At 64.5% G+C, this 15,654-nt stretch carries 15 protein-coding genes and 1 pseudogene; 5 read left to right on the forward strand and 11 right to left on the reverse strand.

The window, feature by feature from the left end; genetic code table 11:
• Positions 1-26: 26 nt before the first annotated feature.
• Complete coding sequence (gene bla, locus FMM79_RS02270; RefSeq protein WP_148625760.1) at positions 27-995, forward strand: subclass B3 metallo-beta-lactamase; 969 nt, start codon at positions 27-29, stop codon at positions 993-995.
• Positions 992-1,906: a 50S ribosomal protein L11 methyltransferase gene (locus FMM79_RS02275; RefSeq protein ID WP_148625762.1), complete on the forward strand. Its 915-nt coding sequence runs from the start codon at positions 992-994 to the stop codon at positions 1,904-1,906. Before bla ends, FMM79_RS02275 begins: the two co-directional genes overlap by 4 nt.
• A 207-nt stretch (positions 1,907-2,113) precedes the next feature.
• Here FMM79_RS02275 and FMM79_RS02280 read toward each other — a convergent pair whose 3' ends face one another.
• A complete protein-coding gene (locus FMM79_RS02280) occupies positions 2,114-2,395 on the reverse strand; it encodes a PilZ domain-containing protein (RefSeq protein ID WP_148625763.1) in 282 nt (93 codons plus the stop codon).
• 239 nt (positions 2,396-2,634) lie between these two features.
• On the opposite strand from FMM79_RS02280, the gene FMM79_RS02285 reads away from it, so the two are divergent.
• Positions 2,635-2,937, forward strand: a complete 303-nt coding sequence (locus FMM79_RS02285) for a DUF1153 domain-containing protein (RefSeq protein ID WP_148625765.1) — start codon at positions 2,635-2,637, stop codon at positions 2,935-2,937.
• Positions 2,938-3,061: 124 nt separating this feature from the next.
• Here FMM79_RS02285 and ligA read toward each other — a convergent pair whose 3' ends face one another.
• From ligA to FMM79_RS02315, 6 genes are all read right to left on the reverse strand, one after another.
• On the reverse strand, positions 3,062-5,209 hold the full coding sequence (gene ligA, locus FMM79_RS02290; RefSeq protein WP_148625766.1) for an NAD-dependent DNA ligase LigA: 2,148 nt from the start codon (positions 5,207-5,209) through the stop codon (positions 3,062-3,064).
• 76 nt (positions 5,210-5,285) lie between these two features.
• Positions 5,286-5,462 (reverse strand): hypothetical protein, encoded by a 177-nt coding sequence (locus tag FMM79_RS21350; RefSeq protein ID WP_162528420.1) that lies wholly within the window; start codon positions 5,460-5,462, stop codon positions 5,286-5,288.
• Positions 5,463-5,801: 339 nt separating this feature from the next.
• A complete protein-coding gene (locus FMM79_RS02300) occupies positions 5,802-6,698 on the reverse strand; it encodes a histone deacetylase (RefSeq protein WP_148625769.1) in 897 nt (298 codons plus the stop codon).
• A 79-nt stretch (positions 6,699-6,777) separates the two neighbouring features.
• Complete coding sequence (locus FMM79_RS02305; protein ID WP_148625771.1) at positions 6,778-7,116, reverse strand: hypothetical protein; 339 nt, start codon at positions 7,114-7,116, stop codon at positions 6,778-6,780.
• Positions 7,116-8,780, reverse strand: coding sequence for a DNA repair protein RecN (gene recN / locus FMM79_RS02310; RefSeq protein WP_148625773.1), 1,665 nt, complete (start codon positions 8,778-8,780; stop codon positions 7,116-7,118). Before recN ends, FMM79_RS02305 begins: the two co-directional genes overlap by 1 nt.
• Positions 8,781-9,226: 446 nt before the next feature.
• On the reverse strand, positions 9,227-10,024 hold the full coding sequence (locus tag FMM79_RS02315; RefSeq protein ID WP_148625774.1) for an outer membrane protein assembly factor BamD: 798 nt from the start codon (positions 10,022-10,024) through the stop codon (positions 9,227-9,229).
• 182 nt (positions 10,025-10,206) lie between these two features.
• Between FMM79_RS02315 and FMM79_RS02320 the strand changes: the two genes are divergently transcribed.
• Together FMM79_RS02320 and FMM79_RS02325 are read left to right on the forward strand one after the other, a co-directional pair.
• A complete protein-coding gene (locus FMM79_RS02320; RefSeq protein ID WP_148625776.1) occupies positions 10,207-12,003 on the forward strand; it encodes a cation:proton antiporter in 1,797 nt (598 codons plus the stop codon).
• Complete coding sequence (locus FMM79_RS02325; RefSeq protein ID WP_148625778.1) at positions 12,000-12,437, forward strand: GNAT family N-acetyltransferase; 438 nt, start codon at positions 12,000-12,002, stop codon at positions 12,435-12,437. The genes FMM79_RS02320 and FMM79_RS02325 overlap by 4 nt, the downstream gene beginning before the upstream one ends.
• A 117-nt stretch (positions 12,438-12,554) precedes the next feature.
• Here FMM79_RS02325 and FMM79_RS02330 read toward each other — a convergent pair whose 3' ends face one another.
• From FMM79_RS02330 to FMM79_RS02345, 4 genes and pseudogenes are all read right to left on the reverse strand, one after another.
• Positions 12,555-12,758 (reverse strand): hypothetical protein, encoded by a 204-nt coding sequence (locus FMM79_RS02330; RefSeq protein ID WP_148625779.1) that lies wholly within the window; start codon positions 12,756-12,758, stop codon positions 12,555-12,557.
• A 115-nt stretch (positions 12,759-12,873) separates the two neighbouring features.
• Positions 12,874-13,801: pseudogene (locus tag FMM79_RS02335) on the reverse strand (glutaminase).
• A gap of 59 nt (positions 13,802-13,860) precedes the next feature.
• Entirely contained in the window at positions 13,861-14,934 is a 1,074-nt protein-coding gene (locus FMM79_RS02340) for an acyltransferase (RefSeq protein ID WP_148625781.1), read from the reverse strand.
• A 45-nt stretch (positions 14,935-14,979) separates the two neighbouring features.
• Complete coding sequence (locus tag FMM79_RS02345; RefSeq protein WP_148625782.1) at positions 14,980-15,447, reverse strand: transposase; 468 nt, start codon at positions 15,445-15,447, stop codon at positions 14,980-14,982.
• Positions 15,448-15,654: the final 207 nt, after the last annotated feature.

Raw genomic sequence — 15,654 nt, forward strand, 5'->3', positions numbered from 1 at the left:
CAGGCCTCGCGCCTAAGGCACGCAAGATGACGAAGCCCGCCCTCTTTATGCCCCGCGCACGCCGCTCGCATCGCCTTCTCGCCGCGCTGACCGCAGGTGCCCTCGCCCTGCTCGCCCCATACGCATTTGCGCGCAGCGACGATGCGTCCGGCGCACGACTGGCGCAGGCCTGCGCGGGTCGCGATGGCTGGGCCGAGCCCGCGCCACCTGCGCGCATCGCCTCGGAAACCGGGATAAAGGCGTGGTATGTCGGGACTTGTGGCATCACCACCCTGCTCCTTGACAGCGACGATGGACTGGTGCTGATTGACAGTGGTGTCGCCGAGGCCGCGGACATCGTCCTTGGCAATATCCGCAAGCTGGGTTTCGATCCACGCGATGTACGCTGGCTGCTCAGCTCGCACGAGCACCACGATCATGTCGGTGGCCATGCTGCGCTGCGACGCACAACAGGCGCGAAGACAGCGGCCCTCGCTGTCGCTGCGCGCAGTTTCGCGCGCGGGAAAATCAGTCCGGAAGACCCCCAGCGTGGTCGGATCGCGGACTTCCCCCCCTTTCCGGTCGACCGCATCCTTGCCGATGGCGGCGCGCTCGCGGTAGGATCGCTCAAGATCGCGGTCCACGCAACGCCCGCCCACACGCCCGGATCGATGAGCTGGACCATTGCGCGAAGCGCGGCCGAGGCGCCTGCGATGACAATCGCCTATGTCGACAGCGCCACCACCATTTCGGCCAAGGGCTATCGCTTCACCGACCATCCCGACCGCGTGGCACAGGCACGCAACGGCTTTTCCGTTATCCGGAACCTGCCTTGCCACGTCCTTGTCACCCCGCACCCTTCGGCCAGCGATCTCTTTGCACGCCTGGCCGGCAAAGCCCCGCTGATCGACGCCGGGGCCTGCGCCCGCTATGCCGCAAAGGCATCCGCCTATCTCGACACCCGCCTCACCCAAGAGCGCGAGGACGCCCCCCAAGCAGAAGTAACAAAGCCATGAGCTGGAAGATTACCGCCTTTGCCGACCGCGCCACCATCGAACATGTCCTCATCGCGCACGAGGACGCCTTCGACTGGGATCCCGAGATCGTCATCTCGGGCAGCGAGATCGCCGAGGACAAGCCCGACGACTGGCAGCTTGAGGCCTGGCTCGGACACGAACCCGGCCCGGCTGAAACCGAGGCACTGACAGCTCTCTTCCCCGGCGAGGCTCCGGAATTCGAGATCGAGCAACTGCCCGAGACGGACTGGCTAGTCTCCAGCCAGCAGGACCTGGAACCGATCCGCGCAGGCGCCTTTCATGTCCACACACCCGAACACCCCGCTCTGAAGGAAGGCGGCGTTTTCGACTTCACCATCCCCGCAAGCCAGGCATTCGGTACCGGACAGCACGCGACAACCGCAGGGTGCCTTGCCATGCTCACGCACATGAAGCAGCGCGGCGTCATCGTACGCAGCTGCGCGGACATCGGCACGGGCACAGGGCTCCTCGCCTTTGCCGCTTTGCGCCTGTGGCCCAATGCGCTGGCCATCGCGAGCGACATCGACGCGGTCTGCCCCGCCGTGGTCAAAGCCAATGCACGAACCAACGGCATTGCCATGGGCGAAGGTAACGGCGAGCTCATCATGACCGTCGCGGCCGGCATGGACCACCCCCTGCTCCACGCGCGAGGCCCCTACGATCTTGTCCTCGCAAACATCCTGGCCGGACCGCTCGTCGAACTCGCCCCCGACTTCGCGGATGCGCTGGTTCCGGGCGGACACCTCGTCCTTGCAGGCCTTCTGGAAACGCAGGAACCTGCCGTGCGCCGCGCCTGCCGGCAGGCGGGCCTTCGCCTCGCCGGACGCATGGTGAACGGCGACTGGTCGATCCTGTGGCTGCGCAAGCGCCGCCGCTGGCGGGCCAGCTGAGGCTGGCCGCAGAAAATGGGGAAGAAAGGGATTTATCAAGGGGCCATCACCCCTTGCCCCCGCCCCCGGCGACCTCACCTTTCTCAGCCAGGGCGGCGCAGGCAAGATGAGGTCACAAATTTGAGGAGTCCGAGGGCGATGACCCTTGGGAAACATTGTCACTCAATTCCTTTGACATGAGCGCCCGAAGGGCCGGCTCGCTTCAGCTCAGACAACGATCTCCAGCTCCAAACGCCGGGCCGCGCGGCCATAGCGCGTCAATATCTTCTCCGCACCGGGATCCAGCACCCGGTCAAACGCCACCCCCACGCGATCAGCCACGCGATCAGCCACGCTCCAGCGCACCCGCGCCTTGATCTTCCCTACACCATCGAGCGCGAAGGCCAGTTTCTGGCCGCACACCAGTTCGCCGCATTCCACTACGAACTGGCAGCCCGCCGACGAAACATGCCGGGCTACCACGCTTGGATGGTCGCATACGTCCCGCATCTGCTTGATGCCCTCCTCCGCTGCGCCGCTTCTCCTGCCCGCAAGGCTAATTAATAAAGATTAATGTCTTGTAAACTTTCGTAAACAGCACATTTAGTGACACACAAGAGATCATCCGCGTTTCCTCGGTATAATACATAATTTGTAATTAACCTTCGCAAGTTAATTAATTTTAACGCATTTTGGCAAGAATAGTTGCCGTCAGGGGGGTTGGTGCTGACAATCGAGAGAGGCCAACCATGGAACATGACGAGAAAAAACGGCCCGATTCCGTTATTGGGCCCTTAGGGGAAAAACTAGAGAGGGCAACATTACCGCCCGCGAATACTTCGCGATGGGTCGTGCGCCGCAAGGCCGAAGTTGTCGCAGCCGTCAATGGCGGTCTGCTTACGATAGCGGAAGCATGCGACCGCTATGGACTAACGCTCGAAGAACTTGCGTCGTGGCAACGCTCTGTCGAACGTGAAGGGATGGCGGGACTTCGAGCCACGCGCGTTCAGCATTACAGGCAAATGCATGAACGGCAGGGACGCAAGTCCTGACAGATGACCCGCAGCGGTCTGTTCGGCGGTACGGGCCTGGCGTCTTTTGAGGATCCCTTTTGAGAACGGGCTGACGCTTGCGGGCGCCAGCCCGTTTTTGCCCAGCCCGCTTTTACATCGCTTCTCAGCCAGCCTCGGCGACGATCCTCGCCCAGGCTGCTTCATCGATAACCGCAATTCCCAGTTCCGCTGCCTTCTTGAGCTTCGAGCCTGCGCCCGGCCCCGCAACGATGAGATCCGTCTTGGCCGAGACCGAGCCCGCCGCCTTGGCGCCGAGCCGTTCGGCCTGCGCCTTGGCCTCATCGCGGCTCATCGTCTCCAGCTTGCCGGTGAAGACAACAGTCTTGCCCGCCACTTCACTTTCGACGCTTTCGACCACGAAAGGCGGCGGCGTCACTTCCGACAGAAGATCGTCCCAGACCGCGCGGTTGTGCTCCTCGTGGAAAAAATCGCCAAGCGCACCCACGACCACCGGCCCCACACCGTCAATCGAAATGAGTTCGGCATAGGCCTCGCTCGCTTCTGCGACTGCCTCCTCGCCGTCCTTGACATGGGCCTTCTCGGCGATCTCGCGAAGAGCAGGAAGCGTCTCGAAACGCTTGAGAAGCTCGCGCGCGGTCACGATGCCGATGTGGCGGATACCCAGCCCGAACAGCAGCCGCGCTGCATCGGGCGCACGGCGGTTTTCCACAGCGGCCAACAGGTTGTCCACAGACTTGTCCTTCCACCCATCAAGCGCAAGCATATCGTCCCGGCGCTGGCGCAGACGGAAGATGTCGGCCGGGCTTTCCAGCCACCCCTTGGCGAAGAACTCGTCGATGGTCTTTTCGCCCAGACCATCGATGTCGAGCGCGCCGCGGCTGACGAAGTGCTTGAGGCGCTCGGTGCGCTGGGCCGGACAGATCAAACCGCCCGTGCAGCGCACGTCGACCTCACCCTCTTCCGCCACCGCTTCCGAGCCGCACTCGGGGCAATGCTCGGGGAATACGAAGGGATCACGCACCTCATCACGGGTGCGGTTCTCGACGACCTGCGGGATCACGTCGCCCGCGCGCTGGATCACGACCCGGTCGCCCGGACGCACGCCCAGGCGCGCGATCTCGTCGCGGTTGTGGAGCGTGACATTGGTGACCGTGACACCGCCCACCAGCACCGGCTGCAGGCGTCCGACCGGAGTCAGCTTGCCGGTACGCCCGACCTGGATCTCGATCTTCTCAAGCCTAGTCTCCGCCTGTTCGGCGGGGAACTTGTGCGCGAGCGCCCAGCGCGGTGCCTTGGCCACGAAACCCAGGCGCTGCTGCAGGTCGAGCCGGTCGATCTTGTAGACCACGCCGTCGATTTCAAAATCGAGGTTCGCCCGCCCATCGCGGATCGCGCGGTACGCATCGAGCAGTTCGTCCAGGCTTTCGCAGCGGCGGAACTGGGGCGAGACCGGCAGGCCCCAGGACTCGATCCGGCGGATGACCTCATACTGGGTGTCACCCGGCACCACGCTCGCCGCCCCCCAACCATGCGCCCAGAAACGCAAGGGCCGCTTGGCGGTAACTTTCGCGTCCTTCTGTCGCAGCGAGCCGGCGGCCGCATTACGCGGATTGGCGAACTGGCGCACCTTGGCCTCGTCGAGCGGCTCGCCCTTGCGTTCCGCCTCGGCCCGGGCTTCTTCCATCAGTGCGTCGTTGAGCGCGAGGAAAGCGGCCTTCTCCATGTAGACTTCGCCGCGCACTTCAAAGACCTCGGGGATGCCCGCCCCGGTCAGTTCCTGCACGATGTCGGGGATGTGCGCGACGTTGGGTGTCACGTCCTCACCCACCTGGCCATCGCCCCGGGTCGCGGCACGCACCAGCTTGCCCTTCTCGTAGCGCAGCGAACAGGAAAGCCCGTCGATCTTGTCCTCAGCGGTGACCGCCAGCGCTTCCTCGGCCGAAAGCGAGAGAAACCGGCGCACGCGCGCCAGAAACTCGGCCACTTCCTCATCGGAAAAGGCGTTGTCGAGGCTCATCATGCGCACTTCGTGCGTCACCTTGCCGAGCGGCGAAGCGGCAACTTCGTGGCCGACCGCGCTCGACAGGCTGTCGGGGCGCTTCAAGTGCGGAAACGCCTCTTCCAACTCGGCGTTGCGGCGCACCAGCGCGTCGTACTCCGCGTCCGAGATCTCGGGCGCGTCCTCGGCGTGGTACTTGCGGTTGGCGCGCTTGATCTGGCGCGCGAGCCGCATCAGTTCGTTGGCGGCGTCGGCTTCGGCGAGAAAATCGGGTGCGGATTCGGAACTCATGACCCCGCTATGGCGCAAAACCCGCCAGAACGGGAGCCTGCATTGCGGCCCTGCCCCCGACTTTTGCCACCCGATATCAGTGGTAAAGGAACTCGGCGCGACGCATCACGATGACGGGCATCGCGCCATCGCCCTTTTGGGCCAGAACCTCCTCGGACACATATTCCATATCTCTGCTAAAGTTGACGTTGCCGCCGTAGTGGCCAACATCAATCCCAAACCGTGCAACCATCGGCACATGCGCCAGCGACATGCGCGGCTCCTGGCTCGCGGCATTGTCCGGGACTCGCGAAGCGCCACATAACTTTCCTCTGCCGCGCATACTACGGCATCCGCGCCCATCTCGGCGACGCGGTACGACATGGGCGGCGAGATCGGCCGGGAGCAGGCACGCCTTCAACGCTATCGCATTCTGGCTTTCGATTTCGCCCAAGGGGATCGTGGAAGGCACACCAGCACCCGCCAGAAAGGTGTCGCACGCCAACCCGGTCAGCCTGCGAAGCATGTTCTTCTCCTCTTGTACCATTGGATTGGTATCAGAAGGAAGGGACAAAGGCCGCGCGAGATCATGCATCCGCAGAAGGCGCGAAATTCAACCCAGTGCCTGCCCCAGCGTCAGGATCGTGCGCGCGTGGCGCTGGGCTACGGCGCGGCGGTCGGCGCCGTAGCCACCACCGAGCGTACTGGCCAACGGGACACCGCGCGCGCGCGCCTCTCCCGCGACCATGCGGTCCCGGGCCGCCAGCCCCTCGTCCGACAGCGCGAGATGGCCCAGCTTGTCGTCCACGTGGGCATCGACGCCCGCCTGGAACAGGATCAGTTCGGGCGCGAAGCCATCCAGCACCTGCGGGAGCGCGCCCGCCAGCGCCTCCAGATAGTCCGCATCGCCAAGGCCATCGGCCAGGCCGATATCGAGCGAGGAACGCGCCTTGCGCGAGGGAAAGTTCTTCTCGGCATGAAGCGACAGCGTGAAGATGTCCCCCCGCCCAGCCGTCAATGCGGCGGTCCCATCGCCCTGGTGCACGTCAAGGTCGAGGATCAGGATGCGCGAAACGTCTCCCTCCTCGATCAGCCGGTTGGCCGCCAGAGCCAGATCGTTGAACACGCAGTACCCCGCGCCGGTATCGGCCAGCGCATGGTGGCTGCCGCCCGCGCTGTTGGCGGCGTATCCGTGGGTGAGCGCGAGCCGGGCCGCCAGCCACGTACCTCCCGGCGAAAGCTGCGAGCGGCGCGAGATCCGCGCGTCGATTGCAAAGCCGATCCGGCGCTGCTTGGCCGGTGGTACGCGGCAGGTAAGTACCTCCTCGACATAGTCCGGGTCATGGACAGCCTCTAGCCATTCGGGGGGCATGGCCTCGGGTTCATGGACCGTCATCGCCGCCCCGCTCTCGCCCAGCGCAAGCATGACCAGCGCGTACTTGTCGTGCGGGAAGGTTCCGGCACGCGCGGTTTCCACCGCATAATCGGAGTGATGGACGATGTGCAGCATCCCTCGCGGTTAATCGGGCGCGCCGCTCCGGTCGAGCCCTTGACGCGCACCGCGTCGCATTGTGGCTCGGGTTCAGGCCTTACGCTCCGACCCACACGACAGGGTTAGTGGTGCACAGGACAACGGAATTCAGGGCCACGAGTGCCAGATCGCGCGCCCCGCTTTCGTCACCAAACCAGCGAAAAAAGCGGGAGAAATTCCAAGCCCCCAACACCCCCGCCACGATCGTCCAGGCGAGGACCGCCATCCCGAACGGGGTCATGAAAAAGGCACTGAAGCCTGACAGGGCAAGCCCCACGAGGAGGAGGAGCATCCACACCGCGCAGCCAAAGGAACTGATCCCCCACGCCAGCGCGCCAAAGGGAAAAGCAAGCGTCGCTCCAAATGCACCAAGTTCGGCGCGGGTGGGGCGGCGCATCAGGCGCCCTGGAGCAGCCGGTCGGCCTGTGCGCGGGCCTCTTGGGTCACCTGTGCGCCGGAAAGCATGCGCGCGATCTCTTCCTTGCGCTCCGCATCTGACAGCGCGACGACCGAGGTCTTGGTCACCGTCCCGCGCGAGGACTTGGAGATCATGTAATGGCGGTTGCCGCGCGCGGCTACTTGCGGGCTGTGGGTGACGGCCAGAAGCTGCCCGTTCGAGGCAAGGCGCGCGAGGCGCTCACCGATGGCATCGGCTACCGCGCCGCCCACGCCCCGGTCGATCTCATCGAAGATCACCGTTGCGGCGCCGCCCTCTTCGGCCAGCGCGACCTTGAGCGAGAGAATGAAGCGTGAAAGCTCACCGCCCGACGCGATCTTGGCGAGCGGTGCGAAATCGGCGCCCGGATTGGTCGAAATGAGGAACTCCACCCCATCCATGCCGCTCGCGTTCCAGCGTGCCTCGGGCAGCTTGACGACCGAGGTCTGGAAGCGCGCGGCATCAAGCTTGAGCGGGGCGAGCTCGGCCGCCACGGCCTTGTCGAGCCGCCGCGCGGCCGAACGGCGCAGATCGTGGCGCTTGCTCGCCTTGTCGCGGTAGTCGAGCGCAGCTTTCTGCGCGGCGGCCTCCAGTTTGGCGATATGTTCGCTGCCGCCTTCAATGGCGTCGAGCGCAGCGCGCATTGTCGCCATCTTGCCGGGCAGGTCATCGACATTACACGAATGTTTGCGGGCCTGCGCGCGCAGGTCGAACAGGCGCGTCTCGATACGGTCGAGTTCGGCGGGATCGAAGGCGAGCGCCTGCGCGGCTTCCTCCAGCTTGGCTTCGCTCTCGCCTGCCTCGATCACGGCGCGGTCCAGCGCGTCGAGCGCTTCGGCCAGGAGGGCATGTTCGGGGGCGATGCGGTCAAGCCGCCGTGCAGCCCCGCGCAAGGCGGCGAGCGGCGAATCGTTACCGTCCCACAAGAAGCGCAGGCCCTCAAGGTCCTCGGACAGGCGCTCGCCCTTTTGCATGTCGGCGCGGGCCAGCGCGAGGGTTTCCTCCTCGCCCTCTTCGGGCGAGAGCGCCTCCAGTTCGGCAAGATGCGCCGTGAGCAATTCCTCGTCTTCGGCCGCGCGGGCGACTTCCTCGCGCGCGAGGTCGAGCGCGTCCTGTGCGCGCCGCCAGATCTTGAAGGCGGCTTCGAGCCCGGCGAGATCGCCGCCCGCAAAACGGTCCAGCAGATCGCGGTGGCCCTTGGCGTTGACGAGGCCGCGGTCATCGTGCTGGCCGTGGATCTCGACCAGGGCCGGACCGATTTCACGCAGGAGCGCGACGCTGACTGGCTGGTCGTTGAGCCAGGCCCGCGAGCCGCCATCAGCCTTGAGCTGCCGGCGCAGGATGAGCGGTTCGCCCCGCTCCACCTCAATGGCAGCTCCCTCAAGAGCCGCCTCGATTACAGCGGGCAATTCGGCAAACTCGAACGTCGCTGTCACGCTGGCCCGTGCCTCGCCCGCGCGGACAAGGCCGGCATCGGCGCGGTTGCCGATAACGAGGCCCAGCGCGTCGAGCAGGATCGACTTGCCGGCACCGGTTTCACCGGTCAGCACACCAAGGCCACGGACAAAATCGAGGTCGAGCGCCTCGATCAGGACGATGTTGCGGATGGAGAGACGAGTCAGCATGTTCGCGAATCGTTCTATCGTACGAATTCGCTTTCGTCACCCGGCTTTACGCCTGTCGACGCGCTGTCCGCGGGCGCTGGCGTCCCGCCTTGTTCCCTTGCCCTGTTCCGGTGCGCCCCGAAGGGCGGAAGCGTCAGGCGAGCAGATGGAGCCCGGCGGCGATCCCCAGTGTCCAGACACCAAGGACAAGAGCACACAGGGCCTCGATTTCCCAGCAGCGACCTGAGGCTTCGAAATTGTGCGGAGCAGCCATCGTAGCGAAACTTTCCTGAAGCCAATCGGCGCATCCCTCGCGCCGTTGCCCGCGCCTTTTATCTCGACCAAAAAAGTAGACAAAGTGAATTTTTAGCAATCGCAAAGAGCGCTCGACACAGCGCCGCACATACGAAAAGCCCCCCGCAGCGCAGGCTGCGCGGGGCTTGAAAACCGTCGTCGGTCCCGTTCGTTCAGGCGGCGATGAAGTCGGGCGCGTTCTTGTCCATCAGCTTGTAGGCGCGCTCATACCACTTGGAATTGGGGTAGTTGTTCTCGAGCACGGCCGCTGCCTTCTGGGCTTCCTCGGGAACGCCGAGCGAGAGGTAGCACTCGACCAGGCGGAACAGCGCCTCGGGCGCGTGGCTGGTGGTCTCGAAGTTGTCGACCACGGCGCGAAAGCGCAGCGTGGCGGCCAGCCACTTGCCGCGCTGCTGGTAGTTGCGCCCGACAGTCATTTCCTTGCCGGCGAGGTGATCGTTGACCAGGTCCAGCTTGAGGCGCGCGTCGGCCGCGTACTGCGTGGTCGGATAGCGTCGGATGATGTCGGTAAGCGCGGCCTTGGCCTGCTCGGTCGTCTTCTGGTCGCGCGTCACGTCGCTGATCTGCTCGTAATAGCACATCGAGATCAGGTAGTAGGCGTAAGGCGCATCCTTGTTGCCCGGATGGATGGAGAGGAAGCGCTGCGCCGACTGGATCGCCTTGTTGTAATCGCGCGCAGCGTAATAGCTGAACGCGCTCATCAGCTGCGCCCGGCGCGCCCAGGGCGAATAGGGATGCTGGCGCTCTACCTCATCGAAGAGCGCTGCGGCCTGCTTGGTGCGGCCGGTATCGAGACGCTCACGCGCGGCGGCGTAGAGCGTGTCGACGTCGCGCGCGACGTAGGCGGTATCCTTGGCGCCACCCGAACCGCCACCGCAGCCGGCCGTGAGGACAAGGGCGCCGCATGCAGCGGCCAGGACAACGGGTTTGAGGCGCGAACGTTCGAACATGGCGCGTCTATAACCAGCGCGCGGCTGAACGCCAAGTGAAGTTGCGCACTGTTTTTCCACCCGCCCCTTCTTCACCCGGCGCCGGCTTGAGGCGATGCAAGCGGGCAACGCCAAAGACTTAGGGTGAAAACTTCGGCAGATGCGCCTTGCCTGCCCCCTCCAGCCTGCCATAGTGGCCCGCAATGGCCGGCAGCAACGAACTCTATTCCCCCGTCATGTCCGACGCCCTGGTCATCCTGGGCGCCGCGGGCATCGTCATCCCCGTCTTCAACCGCTTCAAGATCACACCCGTGATCGGGTTCATCCTGGTGGGCCTGCTGGTGGGCCCCTTCGGCCTCGGCCGGCACGTCTTCGAGCATCCCTGGCTGACCCATATCAGCATCACAGACCCCGGCGGGCTCGACATCTTTGCCGAGTTCGGAATTATCCTTCTCTTGTTCTCGATCGGCCTTGAGCTTTCATTCGGACGTCTGTGGGACATGCGCCGGATGGTCTTTGGGCTGGGCATGATGGAACTGGTGGTGATCGGCAGCGCGCTGACCTTCATCCTCGCCGCGATCGGCCAGGCCTTTGCCGGCGCGGTGGCGCTCGGCCTCGCGCTCTCACTGTCCTCGACCGCGCTCGTGCTCAAGATCACCAACGCGGCAACGCCGGTGGGGCGCGCAGCGCTCGCCATGCTGCTGTTCGAGGACATCGCGCTTGTCCCCATCATCTTCCTTCTGGGCGCGCTCGCCCCGCACGCATCGGCCGACGGGATGGGCAATCTCATCCACACGCTGCTGTGGGGCGCGGCGGTCATCGCGGGGCTGCTGGTATTCGGGCGCTACCTGCTGCCCCCGCTCTTCGCGCAGGCCGCGCGCACCAAGAGCCCTGAGCTATTCCTCGCCGCCTCGATGCTGGTGGTCATTCTCGCCTCGCTGCTGACGGCCGCTGTCGGCCTCTCGCCCATCGTGGGCTCGCTCATCGCGGGCCTCCTCATCGCCGAGACCGAGTACCACTCCGAGGTCGAGCAGATCATGGAGCCCTTCAAGGGCCTTGCGCTCGGTGTCTTCCTTATCACCATCGGCATGAGCATCGATCTGCTGGTGGTCTGGGAATACCTCTATTCGATCCTGGTCGCGACCGTGGGCGTGATCCTTCTCAAGGCGGTCGTCACGGGCGTCCTGCTACGCCTCATGGGCGCGCGGCGCGGCACCGCGACCGAGACCGGCATTCTCATGTCGAGCCCCTCGGAGACGACCCTGATCGTCCTCTCGGCCGCGGCCACGGCGCAGCTCATCCAGCCCGGCACCAACCAGTTCTGGCAGATCGTGACCGCCATCGGCCTTACCGTCACGCCGCTGCTCTCGATGTTCGGCAAGATCGCCGCGCGCCGGGTCGACCAGGTCGAGGCCCCGCACCACCCCGCCGAGACAGACGACAAGCCGAGCACGATCATCATCGGCTTTGGGCGCGTAGGCAAGCTGGTCGCCGACATGCTGACCCGCCACGACCGCCCTTACATCGCGATCGACACCGACACCGACTTCATCGCCGAAGGGCGCACGCAAGGCTACAACGTCGCCTTCGGTGATGCCGCGCGCGGCGATGCAATGGAGCGCCTGGGCGCCGATAACGCGGCCGCAGTCATTCTGACCATGGACGTCCCCGTGACCGCGCAGCGCATCGTGCGCAAGCTACGCCAGCAGTATCCCGATCTGCCGATCATCGCCCGTGCGCGCGATGCCGAGCACGCCGCCCTGCTCTACCGCGCCGGCGCCACCCACGCCGTGCCCGAGACGCTGGAAAGCTCGCTCCAGCTGTCCGAGGCCGTGCTGGTCGAGACCGGCGTGCCGATGGGTCCGGTCATCGCCTCGATCCACGAGAAGCGCGACACCTTGCGCGAACAGATCATGGAACAGGGCGGCCTTGCGGAAAAGCCAGCCCTGCGTTCGGGCGTCCTTACCAAGGACCGCGATACTCCGGGAGCCGCGCGATGAGCGTCCAGGTCCGCCCTGCAAGGCGTGCAGATCTCGGCGCGATCCTCGCCCTGGAGGAGGCCACCTTCCCCGAGGAAACCTACGGCGAGATCGCGCTGCGCCAGTTCATCGACCTGTTCCCCGCCCGCTTTCTCGTGGCCGAGAGCGAGAACACGGTTGCCGGCTATGCGCTGGGCGGTATCGACGATGCGGGCGAGGGCTGGCTGCTCTCGCTGGGCGTCAGCCCGGCCTTCCAGGGTCAAGGCATCGGGACGCGACTGCTCGGCGCGGTGCTTGCCACGCTGAAGGATGCCCCCGTGATCCGCCTGACGGTACTGCCAGGTAACGGCCACGCTGTCGCGCTCTATGAAAAGAATGGATTTTGCGCCGAGGCCTTGCGCCCGGACTACTATGGCCCCGGACAGGATCGCCTGGTCATGGTGCGCCCCCTCTAAATGCAGGTTTAGCGGCGCGCTTCTGATCAGAGCCCCTGGCCCCTCGCGTCTTGCCGCGCAGATAGAGGCCTGTGCCTGAATCAACAGGCTTGATTCACGTTAACCAAATACAACCCGTCAGTTGATCTCGATGCGGATGCAGGCATGGAAGGCGCCGTCATCCTCGTCCTGCCGGTGCCAGACCTCGACGACTTCGAGGTGGAGCGACTCCGCGTCGACTTCGAGCGCGAGAAATTCCCCCTTGTGCGGCAGAAAGTCGAACTCGGTCGCGAACAGCGGCTCCTCGTCATCCTCATCCGCAAAAACATCGACAATTGGCATGCAGAAACCCCCCGAACGCAAAAACTAAGTGAAAGTGCATATATCATTTTACATGATGAACGAAATTTCTATTTCGATTTCGATATTGCCCCTATTAGGCACAAACAAAACTTTATTACTTGTGTGAATCAAACACAGACCAGGCAGTCGCGTGAACCAATTTCTCCAGCGCGACTTGCCCGAGATGCGAATTCCCGCTTGCGTTGAGCCCCGGCGACCAGACCGCGATGCTTGCACGCCCGGGCGCCACGCACAGGATGCCGCCGCCCACCCCCGACTTGCCCGGAAGGCCGATGCGGTAGGCGAAATCGCCCGAATTGTCGTAGTGCCCGCAGGACATCATCAGCGCGTTGATGCGCCGCGCGCGGCGCGCCGTAACGATCCTGCGCCCCTCGACCTGCCCCGCATCCATGAGGTAGCGTCCGGCCATCGCGAGTTGCCGACAGGACATGGAGAGCGCACAGAAATGGAAATAGGTGCCCAGCACCTTGGCCACCTCGCCCTGGATATTTCCGAAGGCGCGCATGTAGTTTGCAAGCGCCATGTTGGTAAAACCGGTTTCTTCCTCGGCCCGCGCAACCGCACTGTCGATCACGATTGTTTCGTCGCCCGCGAGTTCGCGCACGAAGCGCAGCATCTGGCCGATCGCCTCGCGCGGTTCGAGATGGCCCAGCAGCACGTCCGTCACCACGATGGCACCGGCATTGATGAAGGGATTGCGCGGTATTCCCCGCTCGCTCTCAAGCTGGACGATGGAATTGAAGGCCGACCCGGAGGGCTCCCGCCCGACCCGGCTCCAGAGCTGGTCACCCACCGTACCCAGTGCCAGCGTCAGGGCAAAAAACCTTGGAAATGGACTGGACCGAGAAGGGCTCATGCGCATCACCCGCCGTGTGCACCGAGCCATCTTTGAGAACCACCGCGATCCCGAACTTGCTGTCCGGGAGTGCGGCCAGTGGCGGGATGTAGTCCGCCACCCTGCCGCGTTCCCGGCGGGTCGCCATGTCGGCGGCAATCTCTTCGACCAGCTGCGTGATATCCATGGCAAAAATCGTTGCACAGGCCGCGCCGGCCCGCCAGCGCTAATCGCAAGGCCGGGAGGCTAGAGCGCCAGTCCGGGGCCACGCCTGGCAAGGGCCGTCCTGCCGCGCAGGTAGCGTGTGAGCGGCACCTCCACGTGCCGGTGGAAGGCCAGGCTCACAAGCGGCACCAGGGCCACCATCAGTGCCACCATCACCACCAGCCCGGCCACTGTCTGGGTCAGCCCCCAGGCCTTCCAGGCCTTGCTCACGAACTGGAGAACGAATACGTGGACGAGGTAGATCGCGAAGGACGCATCGCCCTGGCGATGCAGCCAGGCGGCCCGCAGCGAAATCCCGCGCCGCTCAAGCGCCACGGCCCCCAGTACGACAAGCGCAGCGAGCATTGCCCCCCACAGGTCGGAATGGGCCACCCCGGAAGGAACGTAGAGCACCTCGAGCGTGCACAGTCCTAGAGCGCCCACCAGCAGAGCGCTAAAGGCCAGAGCCGGGGCCAATCCGGAGGACGGAAGGCTCCGCGCGAGCACCATTCCCAAGGCAAAGGCCAGCACGCTGTCGGCTCCCCAGTACCCGACCAATCCCCCCGCCCCGAACACCTGCGCCAGCCACAGCAGACCCAGAACGCCGCACGCCAACGCCACGCGCCCGCGCCGCGGCGCCAGCAGGCACAGGCCAAAGAGCAGGTAGAAGGCCATCTCGTAGTTCAGCGTCCAGCCAACCACCAGGATCGGCCGACGCACGGCGCCGAGCTGGGTAAAGTCGGGAAGGAAAAAGAGCGCAGCAAGAAGCGCATCAAGAGTGATGGCGCCACGGTCAAACAACCGATACCCCGCCGCAATGCCAAGTGTGGCAAGCCCTGTCAGCAGCCAGTAAACCGGCACGATCCGCACGCAACGCTGGAACAGAAACGCACGCGGGGAAGGACCCTGCCGGTCACTGCGCGTCACCACCAGAAAGGCGGACAGCACGAAGAAGATATCCACCCCGCGCGCGCCCAGCGCCGGAAGCTCCGGCACACGTCCCGCAGCCGTGTAATGCGCAAGGTTGTTCGCAATGTGGTGCGCCACGACCATGTAGGCAGCCACGGCGCGGAGCACCTGTACGTTGATCAGGACAGGTCCCGCAGATCCCGGCATTGATGTTTCGCTCAAAGATGCGGCGGAAATGCCGCGTCTCGAACGCTACCTCGCCGGCCGCGTATACCGGGAGTGCAAACGGCTCCATTCTGGAGGCTTGTACCAACCTGCATTGATCGGAAATTCTGGGCCCATTTGCGGCGTTCGATGGTCATGATGCGCCCAGAGCTGATCGACGAGCTTGCTCCAAGCCTCGCAGCGACGATCGATGGTATTGTCGTGAGAGATGAAGATGCGGCTGGAGAACCAATTGTCGCGCATGAACTGCCAGACGTCTTCAACCGAGTGCAGCTCGGGGCATTTGGCCGGCAGCGCGACGATGCCGATGTTGGCAGGCACCTTGAGCTCGCCGGTCACGTGCCAACCGGCCTGATCCATCAGCACGACAGCATGCGCGCCGGGGGCCACCGCAAGCGCGATCTGGGCCAGTGCTAGCAACTGCCTGGCCGGCGGCGCAATCTTCGAATTACATGCCAGTCGCCGAAGCGCCGGTCCGTCGAAATTGTCCCGCAAGCCAATCGCTCAGCCCATCATCGCATCCTCCTGATGCAGGACGCCATTGAGTCAGACTGTCGCCGCCTTGGAGCCCCCAAATGAGCCAGCCTTATCGCAGGTTGGTATAATAACCCCCTGAAAAATGTATTTCTTCCAGCCTTCTCTTACCCACAACGAAAAACGCCCGAGGGCAGAGCCCCCGAGCATCTATCCTAGTCCGTCGCC

This window comes from Novosphingobium sp. BW1 (assembly GCF_008107685.1).
Taxonomy (GTDB): domain Bacteria; phylum Pseudomonadota; class Alphaproteobacteria; order Sphingomonadales; family Sphingomonadaceae; genus Novosphingobium.